Source organism: Bacteroidales bacterium, assembly GCA_014860575.1.
In the GTDB taxonomy this organism is placed as follows: Bacteria; Bacteroidota; Bacteroidia; order Bacteroidales; family JAAYJT01; genus JAAYJT01.
In genome coordinates, this window is sequence record JACZJK010000005.1 from 22,933 (window position 1) to 42,141 (window position 19,209).

The following is a 19,209-nucleotide window of genomic DNA, read 5'->3' on the forward strand; positions in this document are numbered from 1 at the left end:
TCGTAATTAACTCTTAGCTTTAGGCAGGGGAGATTTTAGTGAAATGGGCGTTTTGAAGGAATTACATTAAATTGCTTTACTATCGAAAGAATTTGTTATTTATCGTTAACCGGATTTCTGATGGGAACAACCAGTGAACAATCAGTTTCTTATTTCTTTACGATAAAGAATTTTTTTATTCGGAATATCATAGATTTCCATTACAAAACCCTCTGGATCGTAGTTATGCGTTTTCGCATATTTATCTAATGCAGGATAAACTTTTGCCAGGCTCATAAATACCGACAGCTTATTTCTGAAAGGATATTCAGCAACAATATAATCGCCTTCGGGGAAGACTTTTACCTGGTACTTTTCTGAAAGTGTTTCAGATTTAATCCCATCTGCCGGTTCAAGAATACATCCTGCCTCCGATCGCAATTGGTCTTTGCTTACTTTTTTTGGATCATCGTAATAGATACCAAAGCCTTTGAAGGTTTCAATTTTGTCTTCATGCAGCAAGCGGTAGTAGATTTGATCCATTGCCGCCGCCGATTGCCGGTATTCGCCCTTGATGGTTTCATAAACAAGAATTTCTCCACCCTGTCTTGCTGCATACACATGCACTTTCTTAAAAGCGCCCAGCCAGGCAAGAATAACCAGGATGATAATGATCAATAAAATGAGAATAATCAGTAATGTTTTCATAATGATTGGTATTAGAGGATTCTTAAACCGAACAAAGCTAATTTCGCTCTATGGTTTGATAAATTTTTCTGAGTGGTTTATTTGCGACTTAAAAAATTCCAGGATATCTTCTTTTACTACAACTGTTTGTTCATGCCCCAAACCTTCATAAGTTCTGAATTGTGCTTTAACACCTTCGGTAGAATAAATTTGCTGGCAGTTTTTCCATCTCACGGTTTGCATTTCTCTGCCCAGGGTTCGGTAGATGAGTTCTTGCTCATCTGGGTCGAATGCATCAGCATAAGGTACTGCGTCATTATCATCCAGGGCTCCCATGAAAAGAAATTGCGGAGTTTCTGTAAATGCAGCCGGATTGAAAGACTTGCCAAACAGTTCATAAAAATCATTGGTCCCAATAGGATATGCAAGCGTTATTCCATTCACTTCTTCGAGGGGTATCAACAGCAGTCCATTCATTCCACCTGCAGCCATTGCTTTAACCTTTTCGGGATGTATTGCTGTAAAACGATTGGCAAATGTTCCGGAAGCAGAAAAACCGGCCATCAAAAATTGTTCACTGATATCGTAGCCAATTTCATCGAGTCTCTCTTTTGCATCCTCAACCATGGCAAGCAATTGAAGGTCTAAACGCTCGAGAGATGTGTTTTTCTGTAACATGACATCCCTGTCAAGTGCATGGGTATATATTTTCCAATCGCTTTTAGGTCTGGGGAAAACAGGTACCAGCAAGGGTAATTTCATTTCACGGGCCAGATAGTTGCCGATATAAAAGTCTCTTGTAGCAATTCGGCGAGCACTTTCCTTATGATCTTCCAGATTATCACTGGCGAAACCTGAGTTGTTGGGCTCTGTGATCATATAAACAGGGTTGTTGGATATTATATTATCAGGAAGAAACAAAAAGTAGGAGTAATGAAAACCCCTGGATGGGTCAGCATCAGTAAGAATAAGTTTGCCACCTTTAAAATCTTTGCCGTTGCAAGCCTGGAGAATGATCGCTGCCAATAAAATGATTTTCTTCATAACTAGTGGAGTGTTTGATAGGCAATTATAATCCTGAACTTTATCAAAAATTTCAGAGATTTATCATCCTTGAATTCTATCATATTGGGTTTTTTGTATGACATCCAAAATATGCGACCTCATAGCACTTACATTCAATGCACCTGTTGCATGTCCTTTTTAATCATGTTCACAGGCAAAAAACTTTTTTTTCCCGGTTGCTAATGCTGTAACGGCAGTAGTAAGATTATCAAGAAAAATATGTTTATTCATCTGAATAGTAGCTAATATTCGTTAATGCTTAATGCCAACCAATTTTAAAGGTGCAACTGACAACGCCTGTTCCGGCAAGGTTTATGGAGAGCGCAAATGGGACTTTCTAATTTTTTCTTCTCTCAAAATTTTCACCTTTTCTTATCCTTCTTCTGCGGATAATAAGGTAGATAATGCCCACCAAAGCTCCCAGGGCTGCCAGGGCATATAGGCCAAGAATCAATTTTGCGATTGCCATCTTATTTAAGTTTTATTGCAGTTCCATAAAATAGAATTTCTGCGGCCCCGCGTGCTACCATAGCGGTTGATATTTGTATTCCTACAACTGCATCGGCGTTTAGACTGCGGGCGTCATCTATCATACGCTGGAGGGCCTGCTCGCGGGCATCGGCCTGCAATTGGGTGTATTCTTCTATTTCGCCGCCTACAATGTTTTTCAGTCCGGCCACTATATCACGGCCTACGTTACGGGCTCTTACAGTGCTTCCTCGCACCAGACCAAGTATTTCAGCGATTTCCCTTCCGGGAACAGTGTGTGTTGTTGAAAGAATCATAACTTTAAAGATTTAATGGATGTTATACATTGATACTTTTGTCAGATCACAATCTGTACATTTGTTTTATCAGGCAAAGCTAATTCCATTCCGTAGTTTGATAAAACTCTTTTCTATGAATGACTAGTTTCCAAGTATGGATGAGGGGAAAATACTTTCGGATGAGATCAAAAAAAAAGAGGCTGTCTCAAAAGTTGTGAGGTTACTTTTTTTATTGTCATCCTGAGTGTAACGAAGGAACTGGTTTTGAAGCTTAGAAGAGATCCTTCACTTCGTTCAGGATGACAAGATTTGACCTTTTGAGACATCCTCTTCTTCATATATTTTCGCTAATCAAATGCTGGATACGTCATCAATTTTACTTCTCATGCAATCCCACCTTATTCCCCTCGCAGTCAAGAAACACTGCAAAATAACCCCGGCCTTCAGCTTCAATAGCGGTTTTTGGGATGATGGTTTTTCCACCAAGATTTTCAACTTTTGCAAGCGTTTGTTCAATATTTTTCACTTTTAATGAAATGAGAACTCCGTCAGCCGATGGCTTAATATGTGGCGAAAAAGAGATGGCGCCTTCAAAATTGGGAAAAAATCCCATTTTTTCGGTATCGCATGTTTCTGCCTGGATTTGGGTGTCAAGCACCGTTTCGTAAAACTCAACAGCGCGGTCAAAATCCGCCGCCGGAATCTCGAAGAATGAAATCAGTTTTTCCATTTTTTTGTTTTTTAATGTGTTTAAAATGACGGTGCAAAGAAAGGTCGGATTAAGGGGAAGGAATTGTAAAAAATAGACATTCTCTTAGGAAGGGCTGAGGTTAAGTTATACTTCAAGAAAGTAATCCGATTCGCTGTTGCATTCGGCGAAGCATTGTTTGGGTGTAAGGCCGGTGAGGGATTTGAAATCGTTTACAAAATGAGACTGGTCATAATAGCCACAAGCGTAGGCAAGTTCGGTTAGGGACTCATTCTGGTTGTGTTTGTGGTGGCGGAAAACATATTGCAGCCGGACAATTTTTAGAAACTCTTTCGGGTGCAAGCCAACAAAATCAAAGAAAATACGGTTGTATTGTTTTTGACTCAAGCAGGCAACTGTAGCCAGTTCACCAACACTCACAAGCCCTTTATGCTGGTTTATGATCTCAATGGTTCGGGCCAGCCTACGCGAATTGTAAAGATGCTGGTCCGTCAGTTTGCTGATCAGATAATCTTCAATGATGCTGATCCTGGTTTTATGATCACCGGCAAGCGCGATTTTTTCAGTTAATTCAGGAGCAATCTGATGACCAAGCAAGGTGAGATCAACATTCTGGTTGGTGATCTCACTAATTGGCAGATCAAAAAACATCCTGGCTCCATGGGGTTTGAAGAGAATGGACAGCATTCCTGTTTTTCCACATTGCTCCACATCATAAAACCTGGTTGACTGCCCCGAAATCAGTGACTGCGGTTGCAGCTCAGGCTTTTGGTTCGGAAAAAGGGTATTGAGCCTGTCGCCAAAATGGAAGATCAGTTCTACACAGCCATTTGGAATAATGCGTTGCTTTGTTGAAAGAGCCAGGCTGCTGTCCAATTCCAGTATCCAATAAAAACTGATAAATGGACGGAGCGCCTCCGCAGGTTTATAAAGGGAATAAAACATCAATGCATCAGGTTGTGGTGGATTGCATTTGCAATCAGAATAATTTTGCGAATCCCAGGCCAATTATAATGTTATCAATACCTCCGTTAGGTTGTTTGAGGCTGGCGTTTGAAATATGCCTGAAACCACTGTAAACAGAGATTTCATATGGTTCACGGCTGAGCAATAGTTTTCTGCGGTAGGCGAGCAGAAAATTGTCGGAAAAGATAAATCCTTTTGCCTGTCGTTCAGTTTCCACACTGATGTAATACGGGCCGGCGCCAGCCAGCAAGCTGATCATATCCCAGTCAGTTAAGGCAATCCCGAGGTTGAGGTAAACGAATAAACCAAGCTCAAAATTAAACTTGTCAGTATAAGCCATTCCAATCTGCGGCCCGATGTCAATAGCCAGGCCTACTTTTTTTGCCGTTTTGATTAGCGGGAAACGCTGATAGTGCGCAAGCAACAGCGGCCTATAGGCGTAGCCCTCGGGTAAATCGTAATAATTGAATCCGTATTGAACCATCGCCCCCGATGCCCGCTGGTTGATATGGCGGTCGGCAAAGCGGCTCACCAGTTTTTGTGAGAACGCGTTCATACTGAAAAAAAAGCACAGAAGTAAAACCAGATATCTCGTCATCAATATTGTGGTTTGCTGAGTTTGCCTGCGAAGGTAGAAAAATACATTTTACAGGCGAATATTATATTTCACTTCACTAATGGTGCCTTTCCAGTATTCGTACCGGCCACTTTCAAGGCGCCAGATCGCCATCAGTGAACCGGGAAATCTCAATTCTCCCTGTTGTTTGTAATCCCCCACTTCTGCTGAGAATGGGGTCAGCACATTGCCTTTTTCTGGATGCTTGTAATACCTGTCGCTGGTTTCGAACCGGATCATTTCGCCAATGTTGTTGAAATAGAAAATGCCGCTCACATCAATTCCTTCGTGAACCAAGCGGGCATTGGCGCTATTCTCATCAATGGCCTCCCACTCAATATAATTAGCCAATGCATAACCCGGAACCAGCAAGGCTTCCGCAAGAATGATTAGTAAGGCGGATTGTGCAATCTCCCTTTCTTTTTCATCAAAAACAGTGAACAGGTTTGCTACCTTGCCATACATATGGCCTTGCCCGCCAAAGTATATATCGCGGCCGTCAAAAGGGATCACTCCAAACATCCTGGCTTTCATGTAGGCAATCCTGAACGGATCTTCAACACTGTTAAACTGGTAGGTTTTTAACTTCATCCATTTTTTGTCAGGCGCCATTTTTATGTGACTGTTGGCCCAAACCACCTCAGCGTTCATAGGAACCGGCTTGCCAATGAAACCACAATATTCAAAATAGCGTTGCACCGGTTCAGGTAAATGGCTTATATCTTCTTTTGTGAGAACCTTTTCCGATCCGTCAGAAGATTGAAAATGAGCTTGCAGGTCATTTTCATAAGTTCGTTTTATGGAAGTGCAGGAAGTTAAAAGCATAAAAATTGCTATTAAGCCGGAAATTTCAATTCGGGTCATTTTTTTTGGTTTTCAGACTTCAAAACTAAGATTTGAAATCAACGGACAGGATGTGAATTATTTTGAATGACGGTGTTTGTAATTTAAACAAGGAATATTAAGGTATGAATTACCAAAGTCAGCACCTTGTACTTACTGTTTTGTGATTCTCCCCACAGGGTATACATTCTTCTTCTGATCCCACCAGGGTGTCTTCGTGTAGAACCAATTAAGCATAGCCCATTGGCTGCTGAATAGTTCAGGGTTGTTTGCTTTCATTTCTTCGAACTCAATGCGCAGGCTTTCATCTTCCAGCAGCATTTGCTGTGCCAACGGTTCCATCACATAAGTTTCTCCATATTCTTTCTGTTCAAAAATGGCATTGAAGAATCCCCATTGCAGAAATGAATCGCTACTGCCGGGTTCAAGCATGCGGGCAATCAGCCGGGCTTTGGGTTGGTTCATAGAAACGATAACGGAACCGGGATGGAAGGTTCTTTCTTCGCTGAATAGGATTCCCTCAGCATTTACCATATGCCTTCCTTCATTGGGTGCATTGCGAAAATTTGGGTTTTCAAAACGATAAGTTTCAACTACCATTTTTACCGGTTTATCAATGCGTTGCATCTCAATTCCGTGAACCTGCACCCGTTCAATTACCTCCTGCCATTCGGCCGGGATGATGAAGGCTTCGGGAAGCATAGCGGTGGCTGATGGAACATTATTATCAAAAAGCGGCAGGGTAAAAGTTACAGCTTGATCGGGGTAATACTGGAACCAGGGCCCACCAGTCAGCGGACTGGTTTCGATGTTGTATTCCACACCTAAGAAATCTACCATCACGCTATCGATCTGGCTTATGGTAAACCCAAGCGGAAAAGGTTCTTGCCTGAACTCAGCTGAGGCGGCAAATAAATCGGCTTTGTCAATGAGGTCAATTAGTGTTTGCCCTTCATACTTAAGGATTTGCATGGTATGAATGATCATTTCGTAAGTAGCATTCACCCGTGTTTTGTAATCTTTGAGCATGTGGGTTTCAACCAATAATCCCGGTCGGTTCAACAGGGCAGTGTAACCTTGTGAGAGCATTCCGGGTGCAGCTCCACTTCTTAGTCCGCTGCGCGGATCGTGCCACTGCCTGAACTGCACATAACGGAAAATTGGAAAGCCCGAAGCCTCCATTTTTTTACTCACTTCCGGTTCGTAAACATTGGTTTGCCAAAGGGTTAAGCCTTTATCCATGTTACCATGGGTTTCAAGCATATACGTAAGGGCATACTGGTAGTCAGCGCCATTGGTGGTGTGGCAGTCAATAAAAAAATGAGGTAGCCATTCGCTGAAAAGTTTCAACCAGGCTTTCATTTCCAGCGCATCTGCCTTAATAAAATCACGATTAAGATTGAGGTTTTGTGCATTGGTACGCCAGCCCATTTCCTTAGGACCGTTCTGGTTGATACGATTGTATGGTCCGAACCGGTCATACCCGTCAACATTAAAAATGGGGATGAACAGTATGGTGATATTGTCGAGTAATTCCAGGTGTTTTCCATGGATGATCATGTCGCGTATCAACAGAAACCCGGCGTCTTTGCCGTCAGGTTCTCCGGGATGAATGCCTGCCTCGATAAGCAGGATTAGCTTTTCATCCTTATCCTGGGGTTCGAACCGTTGATCCTTATCAATAATCAGCAATGGCAAATCCCTTCCTTGTGGACTAACCCCAAAACTTGTAAAATGAACTAAAGGCGAATGCGAAGCGAGGCGCATGCAAAATTCAATGGTTTGCTCATAATTGGGTGTTTCAAGAAAGTTTGATTGCTCATAAAGCGTTTGCCAATCGCTTTGTTGCGCCTGGTTTTGCAGAGGCAACCCAATGATAATTGTTACAACTAAGGCAAAGATTATTTTAGTGTTCATAAAGTGAGTGGTTTTATTTAAAAAGTCTGGAAATAGATTCAGCATTTGGTTTGATAGTCCCTTTGCTGGTGATAAATCCTGTAATATATGCTGCAGGAGTTACATCAAAGGCAGGGTTCAAAGCTGATGATCCCGGAGCAGCAACCCTGATTTCTTCAAGCCGTCCTTCAAGGTTCATACCCGACATGTATAGCAGTTCATCGGGATCGCGCATTTCAATGGGAATGTCTTTTCCGGTTTGACAATTCATATCGAATGTGGAAAGAGGGGCAGCCACATAAAACGGGATGCCGAAAGTTTTAGCCAGGATTGCTTTCTCAAGTGTTCCGATTTTATTGGCAACATCGCCGTTGGCAGCAACGCGGTCGGTTCCCACAATAACCAGTTGGATGTTGCCCTGCTGTATAAAATGCCCTGATGCATTATCGGCTATTATATAATGAGTAATGTTTTCATTGCCCAGTTCCCAGGCAGTGAGCCGGGCGCCCTGGTTGCGGGGGCGGGTTTCATCCACGAAAACGCTGAAATTTATTCCTTTTCGCTTTGCTTCGTATATTGGCGCCAATGCGCTGCCGTAATCAACAAAGGCCAGCCAACCGGCATTGCAGTGAGTAAGAATTCCCATGCCATCTTTGATCAGTTCTTTCCCAACTTCGCCAATTCGCTTCCCTTCATGCAGATTTTCTCCGGCAAGTTGTAAAGCAGTTTCAATGGCTGATTCTATAGAATCTGCATTGTAAACCTTTTGGGTCGCATAAAAAAGATCGCGGGCGGTGGGGCGAGTTGCCTCAATGCTTTTTTTGGCTTCAGGCAGATAATCTTCTCTCTCAGAACCACTAGCTTGAATAAATGCCTGTGCCATGGCAAATCCTGCAGCAGCGCCAATCGCACCGGCTCCGCGCACATTCATGTTGCGGATTGCCTCGGCAGTTTCCTGCCAGGTACTACAAACCATGATTTCAAAGGCAAACGGAAGCTTGTTCTGGTCAATCATGTGAACCAGTCCATTTTCGAACCAGATGGTTAAAAAGTGTTTTCCGTTGACTTCCATTTGTTAGAATAATTGCTCTGCAGGCATGAAATGCAAAAATACAGAAAGGATTCAAGCCTGTCAGTTTTGATTATGACTTCCGGATCAATAAAAAACCTCAAGGCGGGTAACCTTTTTCTTGCAATGGCTATATGGAGGCATTAAACCATAAAACCTGAAAATTTAATTTGTTATGAGAAACCGAATTTTATTTCTTTTCATCCCCATCATTTATGTAATGATTTTTATAAGCGCCTGTAAAAAGGAAGAAGTAGATTCCCCGATCAGCACGAAAGATGTAAGCAAATATTTGCAGGAGTTGCCTGCCTGGAGTCAGTTTTCCCCACCTGGACAAGCCCAGGCGCCCACTCCGAAGGGTGAGCCGGTACCTTTGGAGGATGTTGTTTTGGATGTGGAGGAGATCAACGAAGATGGCAGTATTACACTACTCGAAGACGTAACCTATTCCTGCCAGTCGCAACCCTTTACCCTTGCCGACAACCCGCAGCAGATAGCCATGTACAGTCCTGACCGTGAGATTCTTTACGCCGGTGCACTCATCCAGGGTAAAAGCCATCGCGACGGGCTGGGAAGCCTGCTGGGGTTGCCCATAGCCGAGCGGGCCGCTATCAGGGTATCCATTCCGGGTCTGGCCAACGACGATAACTTCCGTACTGTTGAAAATCCCAGCCAGGCCACCGTTGATCAGGCCATTGGTTCGATGATTGGTAATGCAACGGCAAGTGGCCTCGCCACACCCAGTTCTATCAACTTCAAAATGGAAACTTACTACAGTGAAAAGCAATCGGCACTGCAGATGGGCATCTCTGGAAACTACCTGGGTTTTGAAGCCTCTGCCAGCGGCAGCATTGATCAGCAGCGATCCGAAACAACAATAACGGCACAGTTTTACCAGAAGATGTACGAAGTGGTGGTGGAAGCCCCGCAGAGCCCTGGTGATTTTTTCAGTGCCGGTTTCACCCAGGCCAAACTGGAGCAACAGATCAGCCAGGGGCGCATCGGGCCCGACAACTTACCGGTTTATGTGTCCAATATCGTGTATGGAAGAATGATGATGTTTTCGATCACATCCACCGCAAGCGAATCCGACATCAGGGCAACCATGCAGGCAGGGTATAGCGGAATCGGCGGAAGCGTGGGTGCCAATCTGAGTGCCAAACAGGAATCTATCCTTCAGGAGTCGAAGATCAAGATCACATCCATTGGTGGAGATGCCGAAGCTACACTGGCTATGATCCGGTCAGGTGATTGGTCGCAGTATTTTACAAATACTGCCCCGCTGTCGAGCGCGGCTCCGATGAGCTACACCTTCCGCAACCTGGGAGATGGAAGCATTGCCAGCGTTACAGAAGCAACCGAGTACAACATCCGTTCCTGCAGCGCCACACAGGCTACTCCGGGCACATTCAATTTTCTGAATGCACAGAACCTTAGCCTGCCTGTTCCAGCTCCCGTAACAGTGATGATGGGAGATGTGAACGGCAACGGACTACAGGATCTGATCTACAATCATGTAAGTGCAAATTCAAACCAGACCGTGATAGCGTTTTCGAACGGAAATGGCACTTTTACCATGGGCACACCAACTTCCCATAGTGCCTCACCCACGCATGGCTGGAGCCAATATGTGGTAAAAGTGGGCGACTTCAACAATGATGGCCGCGATGATCTGGCCTGGGGCCGGGTGCTGACAACCAATCACACTTACATCGGTGTATCGAATGGTGACGGCAGCTTTGAGGAGATGCCCGTGTTCACGAAAGGCCCTGCCTCTGTCGGTTGGGGTACAAACTACAAGTTCGAAGTAGGAAATATTGACGGCAAGGATGGTGATGATCTGATCTGGAATGTGTTGATTGGCACCAACAGAACCTATATATCTTTTTCGAATGGTGACGGTACGTTTGGAATCAATAATTATGAACCAACAGCCGGGATGTTTCAGGATCATCCCTTAAGTGCGTGGACCGGGAATGAAGCGTTTGCCGTAGCCGACATCAATGGGAATGGTCGCGATGATTTGATCTGGTACACACAAGGTATAAATGTTCACCATGTCTATGTTGCTGAATCGGTCGGCGATGTGGCGGGGTCTGTTTTGAGTTTCAAAAGTCGGTTTGATCGTGGATCAGGCGGCTGGACAAACTATAAAGTTGTTGTCGGAAATATAGACGGCAACGCCGGGGCCGACATGGTGTGGGTAAATCCACTTGTTGCGGAAAGCATTCCTGTTCACAGAGATCTGAGCACCGGAGTAACTCCGGCGCTGGAAGCAGGTTCTTTGCAGTGGATTGCCCGTGCCGGAGGTCCATGTGATTGGCAGATAAGACTTCTGGATGTTAACGGAGATGGGCGAAAAGACTTACTCGCCAATTCCCTGGAAACCGTAAATCACGTGGTGATTGGTCTTGGAAAAGCCAATGGTGATTTTGATTTCTCACGCATCAGCCAGGACCATCCGGCCGGCGACCAATGGTCGCAGTTCCAAATCCTGACTGGCGACATCAACGGCGACTCACGCGAGGATGTAATTTACGTGAACGCTGATGCCACAAATACCGTATATGTGGGAATAGCCCGGGGCAGTGCGCAATAAGTTGCGGTTCAAATGAGCTTTCTCCTTAAATGCTTTAGTCATCCGGTGGACTTGAAGCAAAAGACAGTGTAGAACTTGGAAGTGGTCGGACGATTTTATAATCATCCGACCACTCAATATTCATAAAAAAAATGCTTTGCTCCGCCTGAAACAAACCTCCAAGCAGGTAACCTTTTATATTCAATTGCTATATGGAGGCATTAAACCATAAAAACTGAAAATTCAATTTGTTATGAAAAACCGAATCTTTTTCCTGTTTATCCCCATCATCTCTGTAATGCTTTTTATAAGCGCCTGTAAAAAAGAAGACTCCGAAATGACTTTTGATGCCATTGTAAAAGATGGAGGCGATATGACTCCTGCAAAAAACTCCGAGGAGATAACCGAAGAGGAAGATTTTACCGATATCATCAACGGTGAAGTTTGGAATTGTACAGTTACCACTTACAATGCACTGGCTCCCGGTGGTGGTGATAATGGATTCCCCTTGTTCAACCCCAATGCCTCGGTAATTTATCCGGGCAGTTTGTTACAAGGTAATTCACTTAAAAAGGCAACCCCTGATGTTATAGCTGTGAATCGTGCCGGAGGAACCATTTCTTATGACCTTGTCAATGGCAATATCTCATCTTATTTTAATGTTGAGAAGGTCTCAAAAAGCTCAATACAAAATGCCATGAACCAGATCATTGCCAGTTCACCTCCCGATTTGCCGGCAAATTTCGTTTTCAATTATAGCCAGGTACAAAGCGAACGTGCACTCGCCCTAAAACTGGGCATTGATTACGAGTCGGCATTTACGAGTATCAGCGGAAGTTTTGGGTTCAGTTCGGGTTCAAGTCTGAACCGCATAGTGGTCGAACTGAACCAAAGTTTTTTCACCATGAGTTTTGATATTCCAACCAGTCTGGAAGGATTGTTTGCACCCGATGTTACACCTGCTGACCTGGCCCGCTATGTTCAAGCCGGCAATCCGGCAACTTACATTTCGGATGTTACTTACGGAAGGATCTACTACATGCTCATTGAATCCACCTCGTCGTATACAGAAATGGAATCTGCGGTAAGCGCTTCTTTCAGCGGTATTGTGGCTTCAGCAAATGCGGATATATCGGGACACTCGCTAAACACATTAAGTAATCTCAAAATTAAAGTGATGGCTTTTGGTGGGGAGGCAACCACTACCATGCTCACTGTGGGTGAAACAAATTTAAACAACCTGGTGCAGTTATTGGCCGAGTCCACCACTATATCAACCGGGGTTCCCATCAGCTATGTGGTTCGAAGCGTTTACAATAACCAAATCGTTAGTGTGCAACTTGCTACTGAATATGATGTTACAGAGTGTTCCCCGGCAGCCCCTGGAGGAGAACCGCCATATACTGCCCATTGGCGGGGAAATGTGCTTTCAAAAATGGGTCCGGTCGGTGCAGCGTTTTCAGGTGAAGGCACCGAATTTTACCTCATCAACATGGCAGGCGACCAATACATGGTGAGCAATGTTGGTTCTTTGGAAGGGCCGTTTCCTATAAGCAATTTGGGTACTGGCACACCACCTTTCAACATTGGTGCAGCTTGCCGGATTGATGGGAATCAGTCTACAGATGGCTGGGTCATGATTATTGATGTGACTGGTTCGCAGTATTCTTACCTGACCGGTTCAGGAGCCTGGAGTACACAAGTCACACCGATTTCGAACCTGGCCGTTGGAAATAATCCTTTTGCGATCAATGGAATTGGAGCATTGCTATTCAGATATGTGGATCCTAATGGACCTTCTCAACGATGGGTGTTTAACAAGGATGGCACCCATTATTCCCTCTATAGCAATAACCCGAATAGCTTTGGTAATGTGACTCAAACAGCAGGTTCAACATGGTATCTGCCTTTTACACCTGAGAGAGTCGGCGCCGGAATAGGGTTTTTCCTGGGTGTTAATCGCTTTTTTATCTTGTTTGATCATACCGGAACTCAATACGCAGTGCATGGACCTTTATATGGAGCAGGACAAGAAAGCATAGGGCCGTTTGATCTTTGAGCATTCTTGTAATTGCTGATTTGATTGAGGCTGTCTCAAAAGGTGGAATTTTGTTATCCTTAAGTTTTGAGACAGCCTCAATTATTTGTTGCAACAAACAATAACTTACAATTGCATGTTCTATTCAATCATGAGCCGAAGTTTTCTGATATTCATTATAGTACTTGCTTTTTGTTCAGCTATGAACCCCGCGCAAGCACAATCAGCCTCAGAATTATATGACCAGGCCAATGAACTCTATGACGAAGGGCGTTACAAAGAAGCCGAAAAGCTATTTCTGAAAGTTTTAGAGTTATTCGAAAACCAGTATGGCCGCGAACACAAAGAAACGCTCAGGCCAATCAACCGGCTGGGAAGAACGTATAGCCAGCTCAGGGAAAACGAAAAAGCTTTGCATTATTTACAGGAAGCATTTGGTATCGCACAAAAGCTTTATGGTTCAGAAAGTGCTGAAGCAGCTTATCGTTTGATTGATATCGGCCATGTTTACTCCCAGTTGTATGAACCGGATAAAGCCAATAAAACCTACAACCAGGCATTGAAACTCTTCAAGAAATTGTTTGGCAAAGTAAGTTCAAAAACGGCCAATGTATTGATGAATATTGGTTCGGCATATCAAAAAAAAGGTGATTATCTTGATGCTGAACGATATTACCTCAGGGCGTTTGAGATTTTTAGCAAGGTTTCAGAACCCGGCAGCGAGGATTTCAACCGCATTTACAGCAATATGGGCTATATATACCGCAAAAAGGGCGACCTCGAAAAAGCCCTTGATTTTGGCCAGAAAGCGCTGGAGATTAAACTTAAAAATTACGAACCTACACATCCTAGTGTTGGGAAATACTACCGCAATATTGGGCGGGTGTATGAGGAAATGAACCGTATGGAGGAAGCGCTGCCTTATATGCAAAAGGCTTTGGAAATTTCTGAATCATCACTAGGTAATGACCACCCGCATACTGCCGGCGCCTATGGCGAAGTGGCGCATATTCATGCCGCAATGAGGCAATATGATACTGCGCTCCGGATTTATCAGCGGAGCATCCAATTGCTTGAGAACACTCTGCCTGCCGATCATCCCTATGTGGTTGCCGGTTATTTTAACATTGCTACGGTTTACAATGAATTGGGTTTACTGAAAAAAGCGCTTGAGTATTACCATGTTGCCCTTCAAAAGCTTCTATCGCGAACCTTTCGCCCCGGAAATCTGGTTGCGCAGGCATACAGGGATTTGGCGTCGGTTCATTTCCGGATAAATGAGTTCGATTCTGCATTAATCTATTGTCAGCGGGGGTTGGAAGCAATTGCAACCAATTTCGTTTTTCAGGATGGCGAGTATTTTGCGAACCCATCCATTGCCGAAGTGCAGGCGCAGATTGAATTTCTTGGAATACTCGGTCTGAAAGCAGAGCTGCTTGAAGAACTCTATAATTTAAAAAGCAGCGAAATCACGAATCTTGAGGAAGCTTTAAATACAACATTGCTGGCCGTTCAACTGATTGAAGACATGAGGCTTGGCTATCAGTCGGAATCTTCACGTCAATATCTTAGCAGTGGTACTTCAGGAATTTTTAAAACAGGAGTGAGGGTTGCGATGCAGCTTTACCAGGAAACCGGCAACAAAAAATACCTGTGGCAGGCGTTTGGATTGTCAGAAAAGAGCAAGGCAATTATTTTATGGCGAAGTATGAACGAAAGTTCAGCAATCGGCGCTGCCGGTCTCCCGGAATCTGAAAGAGAAGCCATTGCGAACCTTGAGCAACGGTTCGCAATACTTGAAGAAGAAGTGGCACAATTTGATGAGGGAGTGGAAAATGACATTAACTCAGCCGTAAGAAGTGAACTTTTTAATGTAAAACTGGAATATGACAAACTCATCAAATCCCTTGAAAAAACTTACCCCGACTTTTATGAATTACGCTATGCACCGCCTGTTGTAACCCAGGAAAACTTGATAAGAAAAATAAACGGTTCACAATTGGCTGTACTGAGCTATTTTTATGATGATACAGCAATGTATATTTTCCTTTTCGATAAGGACGGATTGAAAGGATATGCACAACCACTGATTAGTAATTTCACCAATACAATCACTTCCATCAGGGAGTTTGACCTCAGCGATCTGCTGGGCATGAATTCTGGAGCTGACAGGCTCGCATATCTTCAGCAATTAAATGATCTTTATATGCTATTGGTTGAACCGGTTCGCAACAGGCTAGCTGAACAGTCAAATCTACTAATAATACCCCATGGTATTTTAAATTATCTGCCCTTCGAAATGCTTATTGAAAGGGTTGATGGCAGCGATTTCAGACAACAGCCTTACCTGATCCATGATTTTACTATCCAATATGCATGGTCTGCGGCACTCTGGGCAAAAGAAATACAACCTGCTACTGCATCACGGCTTTCTTTTGCAGGTTTTGCACCTTCATTTGCCTTTAGCGAATCTGAACCGGGGTCGGAAAATACTTATCGCTCTACCCTGGCAAATCTCACCTTTTCATCACAAGAAATTAAGGATGCTCAAAAGATGTTGGGCGGCAAGGTGTTCATTGATGAAGTCGCCACAAAAAGCTCTTTCCGCCTCTACGCTCCTGCAAGTCGGGTTCTTCACCTTGCTACACATGCCATAGTCAATAATGAAAAGTATCTTAAATCGGGCCTGTCATTCGCGGTTGAAAATGGTTCAGAAAAAGATGATTTTCTTTATGCTTACGAGATTTATAACCTGAAGCTTTCAGCCGAGATGGCTGTGATGAGCGCCTGTAATACAGGATTCGGGAAAATTGCCGAAGGCGAAGGTGTGATGAGCCTGGGAAGGGCATTTTTTTATGCAGGCTGCAAAAGTATAATTATGAGCCAGTGGCTGGCTAACGACCGCACAACCTACGAGTTGATGGATAATTTTTACCAGAAAATTGTTGAGGGTCAAACCAAAGATCAGGCGCTTCGCAATGCGAAAATCGAACACCTTACAAACGCTGATGCGCTTACTGCCCACCCATATTTTTGGGCCGGAATGATTGCTGTTGGAGATATGCGTCCTTTAACACAAGAACAAACTATATATAAATGGATTTGGATTTTTGCAGCACTTGTGCTTGGCGGGTTGATGATACTGGTTTTTAAACGCCGGTTTTAGTTTTTATTGAATTTTTTCAGAACCCTGCTGACCCCAGATTTGTGGCTTTCTACAATTCAATATATTTGAAATCTTTTCAGTTCAATTCAGATATTAATTCACGGCTTTCCGAGTATTGAAATTCTCCGGGCTTTATTTCTTTCAGTATTTCAAGCGCTTTGTTTTCATCCTTTGCAGCTATGTATGCCAGCGCCAAATACCAACGACTTTGTTCCACAAATAAATGGCCCGGGGTTTCCAGTAACTCTTCAAATATAATAATGGCATTTGAAGAATCGTTTGCGCCTAATAAGGATAATGCATAGTAAAATCTGTAAGAAAATTGTCCTGGCTCATGGTTCATTAACTGAATGAATGCATCAGAAGCAAGCGTATAATTGCCATCAGAGTATTGCTGAACAGCAAGGTTTATTAACGATGCATGGCCGGAAGTATCAGCTTCAGAACGCTGGTTCAACACCATAGGGTAAGGCTTAAAATGCTGTGTAAACAATTGTTTGCCGGTAATTTCTTCGCTGGTGACAAAGAACAGCTGCCATGTAAAAAAGATAATAGCCAGGGATGCCGCAATCGCAAGAACAATCCGGGCATTCATGCTGATTAAGGCGCTCCTTTTCTCTTTTGATGAGAGCTGCCAGTTAGCATCGGTTTCATGCAAGGCATCCAGGAACTTTTGAAGTTTTTCACTTTTAAGCGCATCAGCTAAATCTTTGTGAAGTTTGAGTTCATCAACAAATGCCTTGTCTTTGCTAAGCTGCTGTTCAAATGCACGACGTTGATCCTCAGGCATTTCGTTTGCGAGATATTTCTCAATGAGTGCGTATTTTTCACTTTTATCCATAATTATGGATTTGTATTTTTAATGATATTGATTTTTTTGGATCGGGTTGAAATGCTCATTCAGCGTTATTTAACTCCTCAAACAATGGATCGTCCTGTATTGCCGAAATCAATCGTTCCTTGCATTTGAATTTAGCTTTTTTTATGTAGCCTTCACTCGTGTTTAGTCTCAGTGCAATTTCAGCAAAAGGTATTTTATTGAAAAACATACCCAGCAGTTTCCGACAATTCTCGCTCAGCTTGTTAAAGTGCGTTATAAACAAGCGGTTGCGATCCGTTTGAGCGATTTGTTCAGGCAGATCATTTTCTTCGGCTTCCACTTCTATTCCGTCCAGCGCTGATGTCTGGTGGTTTTTGCTATCTCTCAGTCGCGTGAGCCAAAGGTTCCGGCAAACAATCCTCAAAAAACTCTTTAGCGTACATGTTAATATAAAATCTCCGTTTTCAAGTTTTAGAAAAAGTGCAATCAAAGCTTCCTGAAACAAATCTCTAGCGTCATCCTCTGAACCATTATTCTCCTGCACCCATGCAATCACCGATGGCAATACCAAGTCATACACCTTTCGCACAGCATTGCTTTCAGATCTTGACAAACCTTCGAGCATTTCATGATCGGGATTGTTGGCGGCGATTATCTTAAACATATAGCATTCGGTTCAGAAAGGTTACCTTGTTGGTAAAGAACAATTTTACCTGCCCGGGGTTCATGTGTTTCATAAAGTTAAATCAATTGAGAACAATATAATTGCAGCAGTATTGTAACCTGTGAAACCAAAGCAGCGTCAAAACGGGCAGAAACATAACTTAAAACACATTGATCATGGAAGGAGTATTTGTTCCCCTCGGATTTTTTGCAATGGTAGTTGCAATTGTTTATTTGCGCCAAAGAAAGCTTGAACGCTTTTTAATTATTGAAAAAGGCTTGGATCCCGCTATGTTTGATACGCATAGACCTTTCAACACCCGATCGTTGAAATGGGGAATAATGCTTGTGGGATTGGGATTAGGGATGCTTATCGCCAATATTCTGGCCCGCACAGTATATTTTCGTGTGGAAGAGGCTTATTTTTCAATGCTTTTCCTTTTTGGGGGTACCAGTTTGCTGATCTATTATTTTATTGATCGCAAACGGAAGAATGGGCTCACATAGAATAAGTGTATTGGCCCCGGTTCAGATTAACTGATAGGTGTGAACCGGGATGTAAACAGGTCCTTCGCGGTGGAGGATGCTTTCGAAAAGAATGAGTTCATGAATAGTCTGGCGGCCTGATTTGTGCTCACGATATTTGTCCAGCACTTCTTGGTAATTTTTTTTGTTTTTAATTTCCTTGATCCGCCCGATTGTAAGATGAGGTACAAAGTTCTGCCGGTCAGGAAAAATACCAATCGTTTTCAATTGCCTGCCCGCTTCATGAAATAATGTTTGCATTGCATTTCCATCTTCTATTCCGAACCAGATGACGCGAGGTTCGTACCGGCTGCCAAACATGCCGGTATTTTTTATTTCCAGGCCAAAGGTTTTAATTGTAGAGCACGCTTGTTTCAGACATTTATCAATGTCAGGAATTTGTGAAGTTAAGGTTTCACCAAAAAACTTTATGGTAAGATGCATAGTAGCAGGGTTCACCCAGGTAATGCGTTCATTTCGTAAAGCGGATTTTATCTGGTTGTAGATTTTGAGAAATTCATCTGAAGGATGAATCTTAATTGCAGCAAACAGGCGTTTGGTATTTTGCATGGTTAGCGTTGAAAGTGTTAATCAGCGAAATTAGCAAATGATTCCGCATCCGGATAATAGATCTCATGATCTTGAGAAACAATAAAGCCATCCCGGTATTTTATCTATTTAAAAACTTCATCCGAAAAACAATTTTTCTATCTTTGCGCCCTCAAACCCTGAAAGGGGCGTTAGCTCAGTTGGCTAGAGCGTTAGACTGGCAGTCTAAAGGTAAGGGGTTCGACTCCCCTACGCTCCACGAATTAGCAATAA

16 protein-coding genes and 1 tRNA gene are annotated in these 19,209 nt (G+C 43.3%); 5 read left to right on the plus strand and 12 right to left on the minus strand.

Annotated features, from left to right (window positions below; all coding sequences use genetic code 11):
• Positions 1-141 precede the first annotated feature (141 nt).
• The 9 genes from IH597_00505 to mtnA form a co-directional block, all read right to left on the minus strand.
• Positions 142-687: a GyrI-like domain-containing protein gene (locus IH597_00505; GenBank protein ID MBE0660921.1), complete on the minus strand. Its 546-nt coding sequence runs from the start codon at positions 685-687 to the stop codon at positions 142-144.
• Positions 688-735: 48 nt separating this feature from the next.
• Positions 736-1,710 carry an alpha/beta hydrolase gene (locus IH597_00510; protein MBE0660922.1) on the minus strand — a complete coding sequence of 325 codons (975 nt, stop codon included), beginning with the start codon at positions 1,708-1,710 and terminating at the stop codon, positions 736-738.
• A 491-nt stretch (positions 1,711-2,201) separates the two neighbouring features.
• Positions 2,202-2,516, minus strand: a complete 315-nt coding sequence (locus IH597_00515) for a YbjQ family protein (protein MBE0660923.1) — start codon at positions 2,514-2,516, stop codon at positions 2,202-2,204.
• Between the two features lie 358 nt (positions 2,517-2,874).
• On the minus strand, positions 2,875-3,228 hold the full coding sequence (locus IH597_00520) for a VOC family protein (protein MBE0660924.1): 354 nt from the start codon (positions 3,226-3,228) through the stop codon (positions 2,875-2,877).
• A gap of 105 nt (positions 3,229-3,333) precedes the next feature.
• Positions 3,334-4,152 carry an AraC family transcriptional regulator gene (locus tag IH597_00525; protein ID MBE0660925.1) on the minus strand — a complete coding sequence of 273 codons (819 nt, stop codon included), beginning with the start codon at positions 4,150-4,152 and terminating at the stop codon, positions 3,334-3,336.
• Between the two features lie 34 nt (positions 4,153-4,186).
• On the minus strand, positions 4,187-4,771 hold the full coding sequence (locus IH597_00530) for an acyloxyacyl hydrolase (protein MBE0660926.1): 585 nt from the start codon (positions 4,769-4,771) through the stop codon (positions 4,187-4,189).
• Positions 4,772-4,819: 48 nt separating this feature from the next.
• Positions 4,820-5,653: a hypothetical protein gene (locus tag IH597_00535; protein MBE0660927.1), complete on the minus strand. Its 834-nt coding sequence runs from the start codon at positions 5,651-5,653 to the stop codon at positions 4,820-4,822.
• 132 nt (positions 5,654-5,785) lie between these two features.
• Positions 5,786-7,549 (minus strand): M14 family metallopeptidase, encoded by a 1,764-nt coding sequence (locus IH597_00540; GenBank protein ID MBE0660928.1) that lies wholly within the window; start codon positions 7,547-7,549, stop codon positions 5,786-5,788.
• A 13-nt stretch (positions 7,550-7,562) separates the two neighbouring features.
• Positions 7,563-8,600, minus strand: coding sequence for an S-methyl-5-thioribose-1-phosphate isomerase (gene mtnA, locus IH597_00545; protein MBE0660929.1), 1,038 nt, complete (start codon positions 8,598-8,600; stop codon positions 7,563-7,565).
• 172 nt (positions 8,601-8,772) lie between these two features.
• On the opposite strand from mtnA, the gene IH597_00550 reads away from it, so the two are divergent.
• From IH597_00550 to IH597_00560, 3 genes are all read left to right on the plus strand, one after another.
• Entirely contained in the window at positions 8,773-11,196 is a 2,424-nt protein-coding gene (locus IH597_00550; protein ID MBE0660930.1) for a thiol-activated cytolysin family protein, read from the plus strand.
• 232 nt (positions 11,197-11,428) lie between these two features.
• Positions 11,429-13,234 (plus strand): thiol-activated cytolysin family protein, encoded by a 1,806-nt coding sequence (locus tag IH597_00555; GenBank protein ID MBE0660931.1) that lies wholly within the window; start codon positions 11,429-11,431, stop codon positions 13,232-13,234.
• A 130-nt stretch (positions 13,235-13,364) separates the two neighbouring features.
• Positions 13,365-16,379: a CHAT domain-containing protein gene (locus IH597_00560; protein ID MBE0660932.1), complete on the plus strand. Its 3,015-nt coding sequence runs from the start codon at positions 13,365-13,367 to the stop codon at positions 16,377-16,379.
• 76 nt (positions 16,380-16,455) lie between these two features.
• On the opposite strand, the gene IH597_00565 is transcribed toward IH597_00560, so the two are convergent.
• Both IH597_00565 and IH597_00570 read right to left on the minus strand, forming a co-directional pair.
• Positions 16,456-17,220 carry a hypothetical protein gene (locus IH597_00565; GenBank protein ID MBE0660933.1) on the minus strand — a complete coding sequence of 255 codons (765 nt, stop codon included), beginning with the start codon at positions 17,218-17,220 and terminating at the stop codon, positions 16,456-16,458.
• A 55-nt stretch (positions 17,221-17,275) separates the two neighbouring features.
• Positions 17,276-17,863, minus strand: a complete 588-nt coding sequence (locus IH597_00570) for a sigma-70 family RNA polymerase sigma factor (protein ID MBE0660934.1) — start codon at positions 17,861-17,863, stop codon at positions 17,276-17,278.
• Positions 17,864-18,039: 176 nt separating this feature from the next.
• Between IH597_00570 and IH597_00575 the strand changes: the two genes are divergently transcribed.
• Positions 18,040-18,369, plus strand: coding sequence for a hypothetical protein (locus tag IH597_00575; protein MBE0660935.1), 330 nt, complete (start codon positions 18,040-18,042; stop codon positions 18,367-18,369).
• 21 nt (positions 18,370-18,390) lie between these two features.
• On the opposite strand, the gene thpR is transcribed toward IH597_00575, so the two are convergent.
• Positions 18,391-18,957, minus strand: a complete 567-nt coding sequence (gene thpR, locus IH597_00580; GenBank protein ID MBE0660936.1) for an RNA 2',3'-cyclic phosphodiesterase — start codon at positions 18,955-18,957, stop codon at positions 18,391-18,393.
• Between the two features lie 164 nt (positions 18,958-19,121).
• On the opposite strand from thpR, the gene IH597_00585 reads away from it, so the two are divergent.
• Positions 19,122-19,195: transfer RNA gene (locus IH597_00585), tRNA-Ala, on the plus strand.
• Positions 19,196-19,209: the final 14 nt, after the last annotated feature.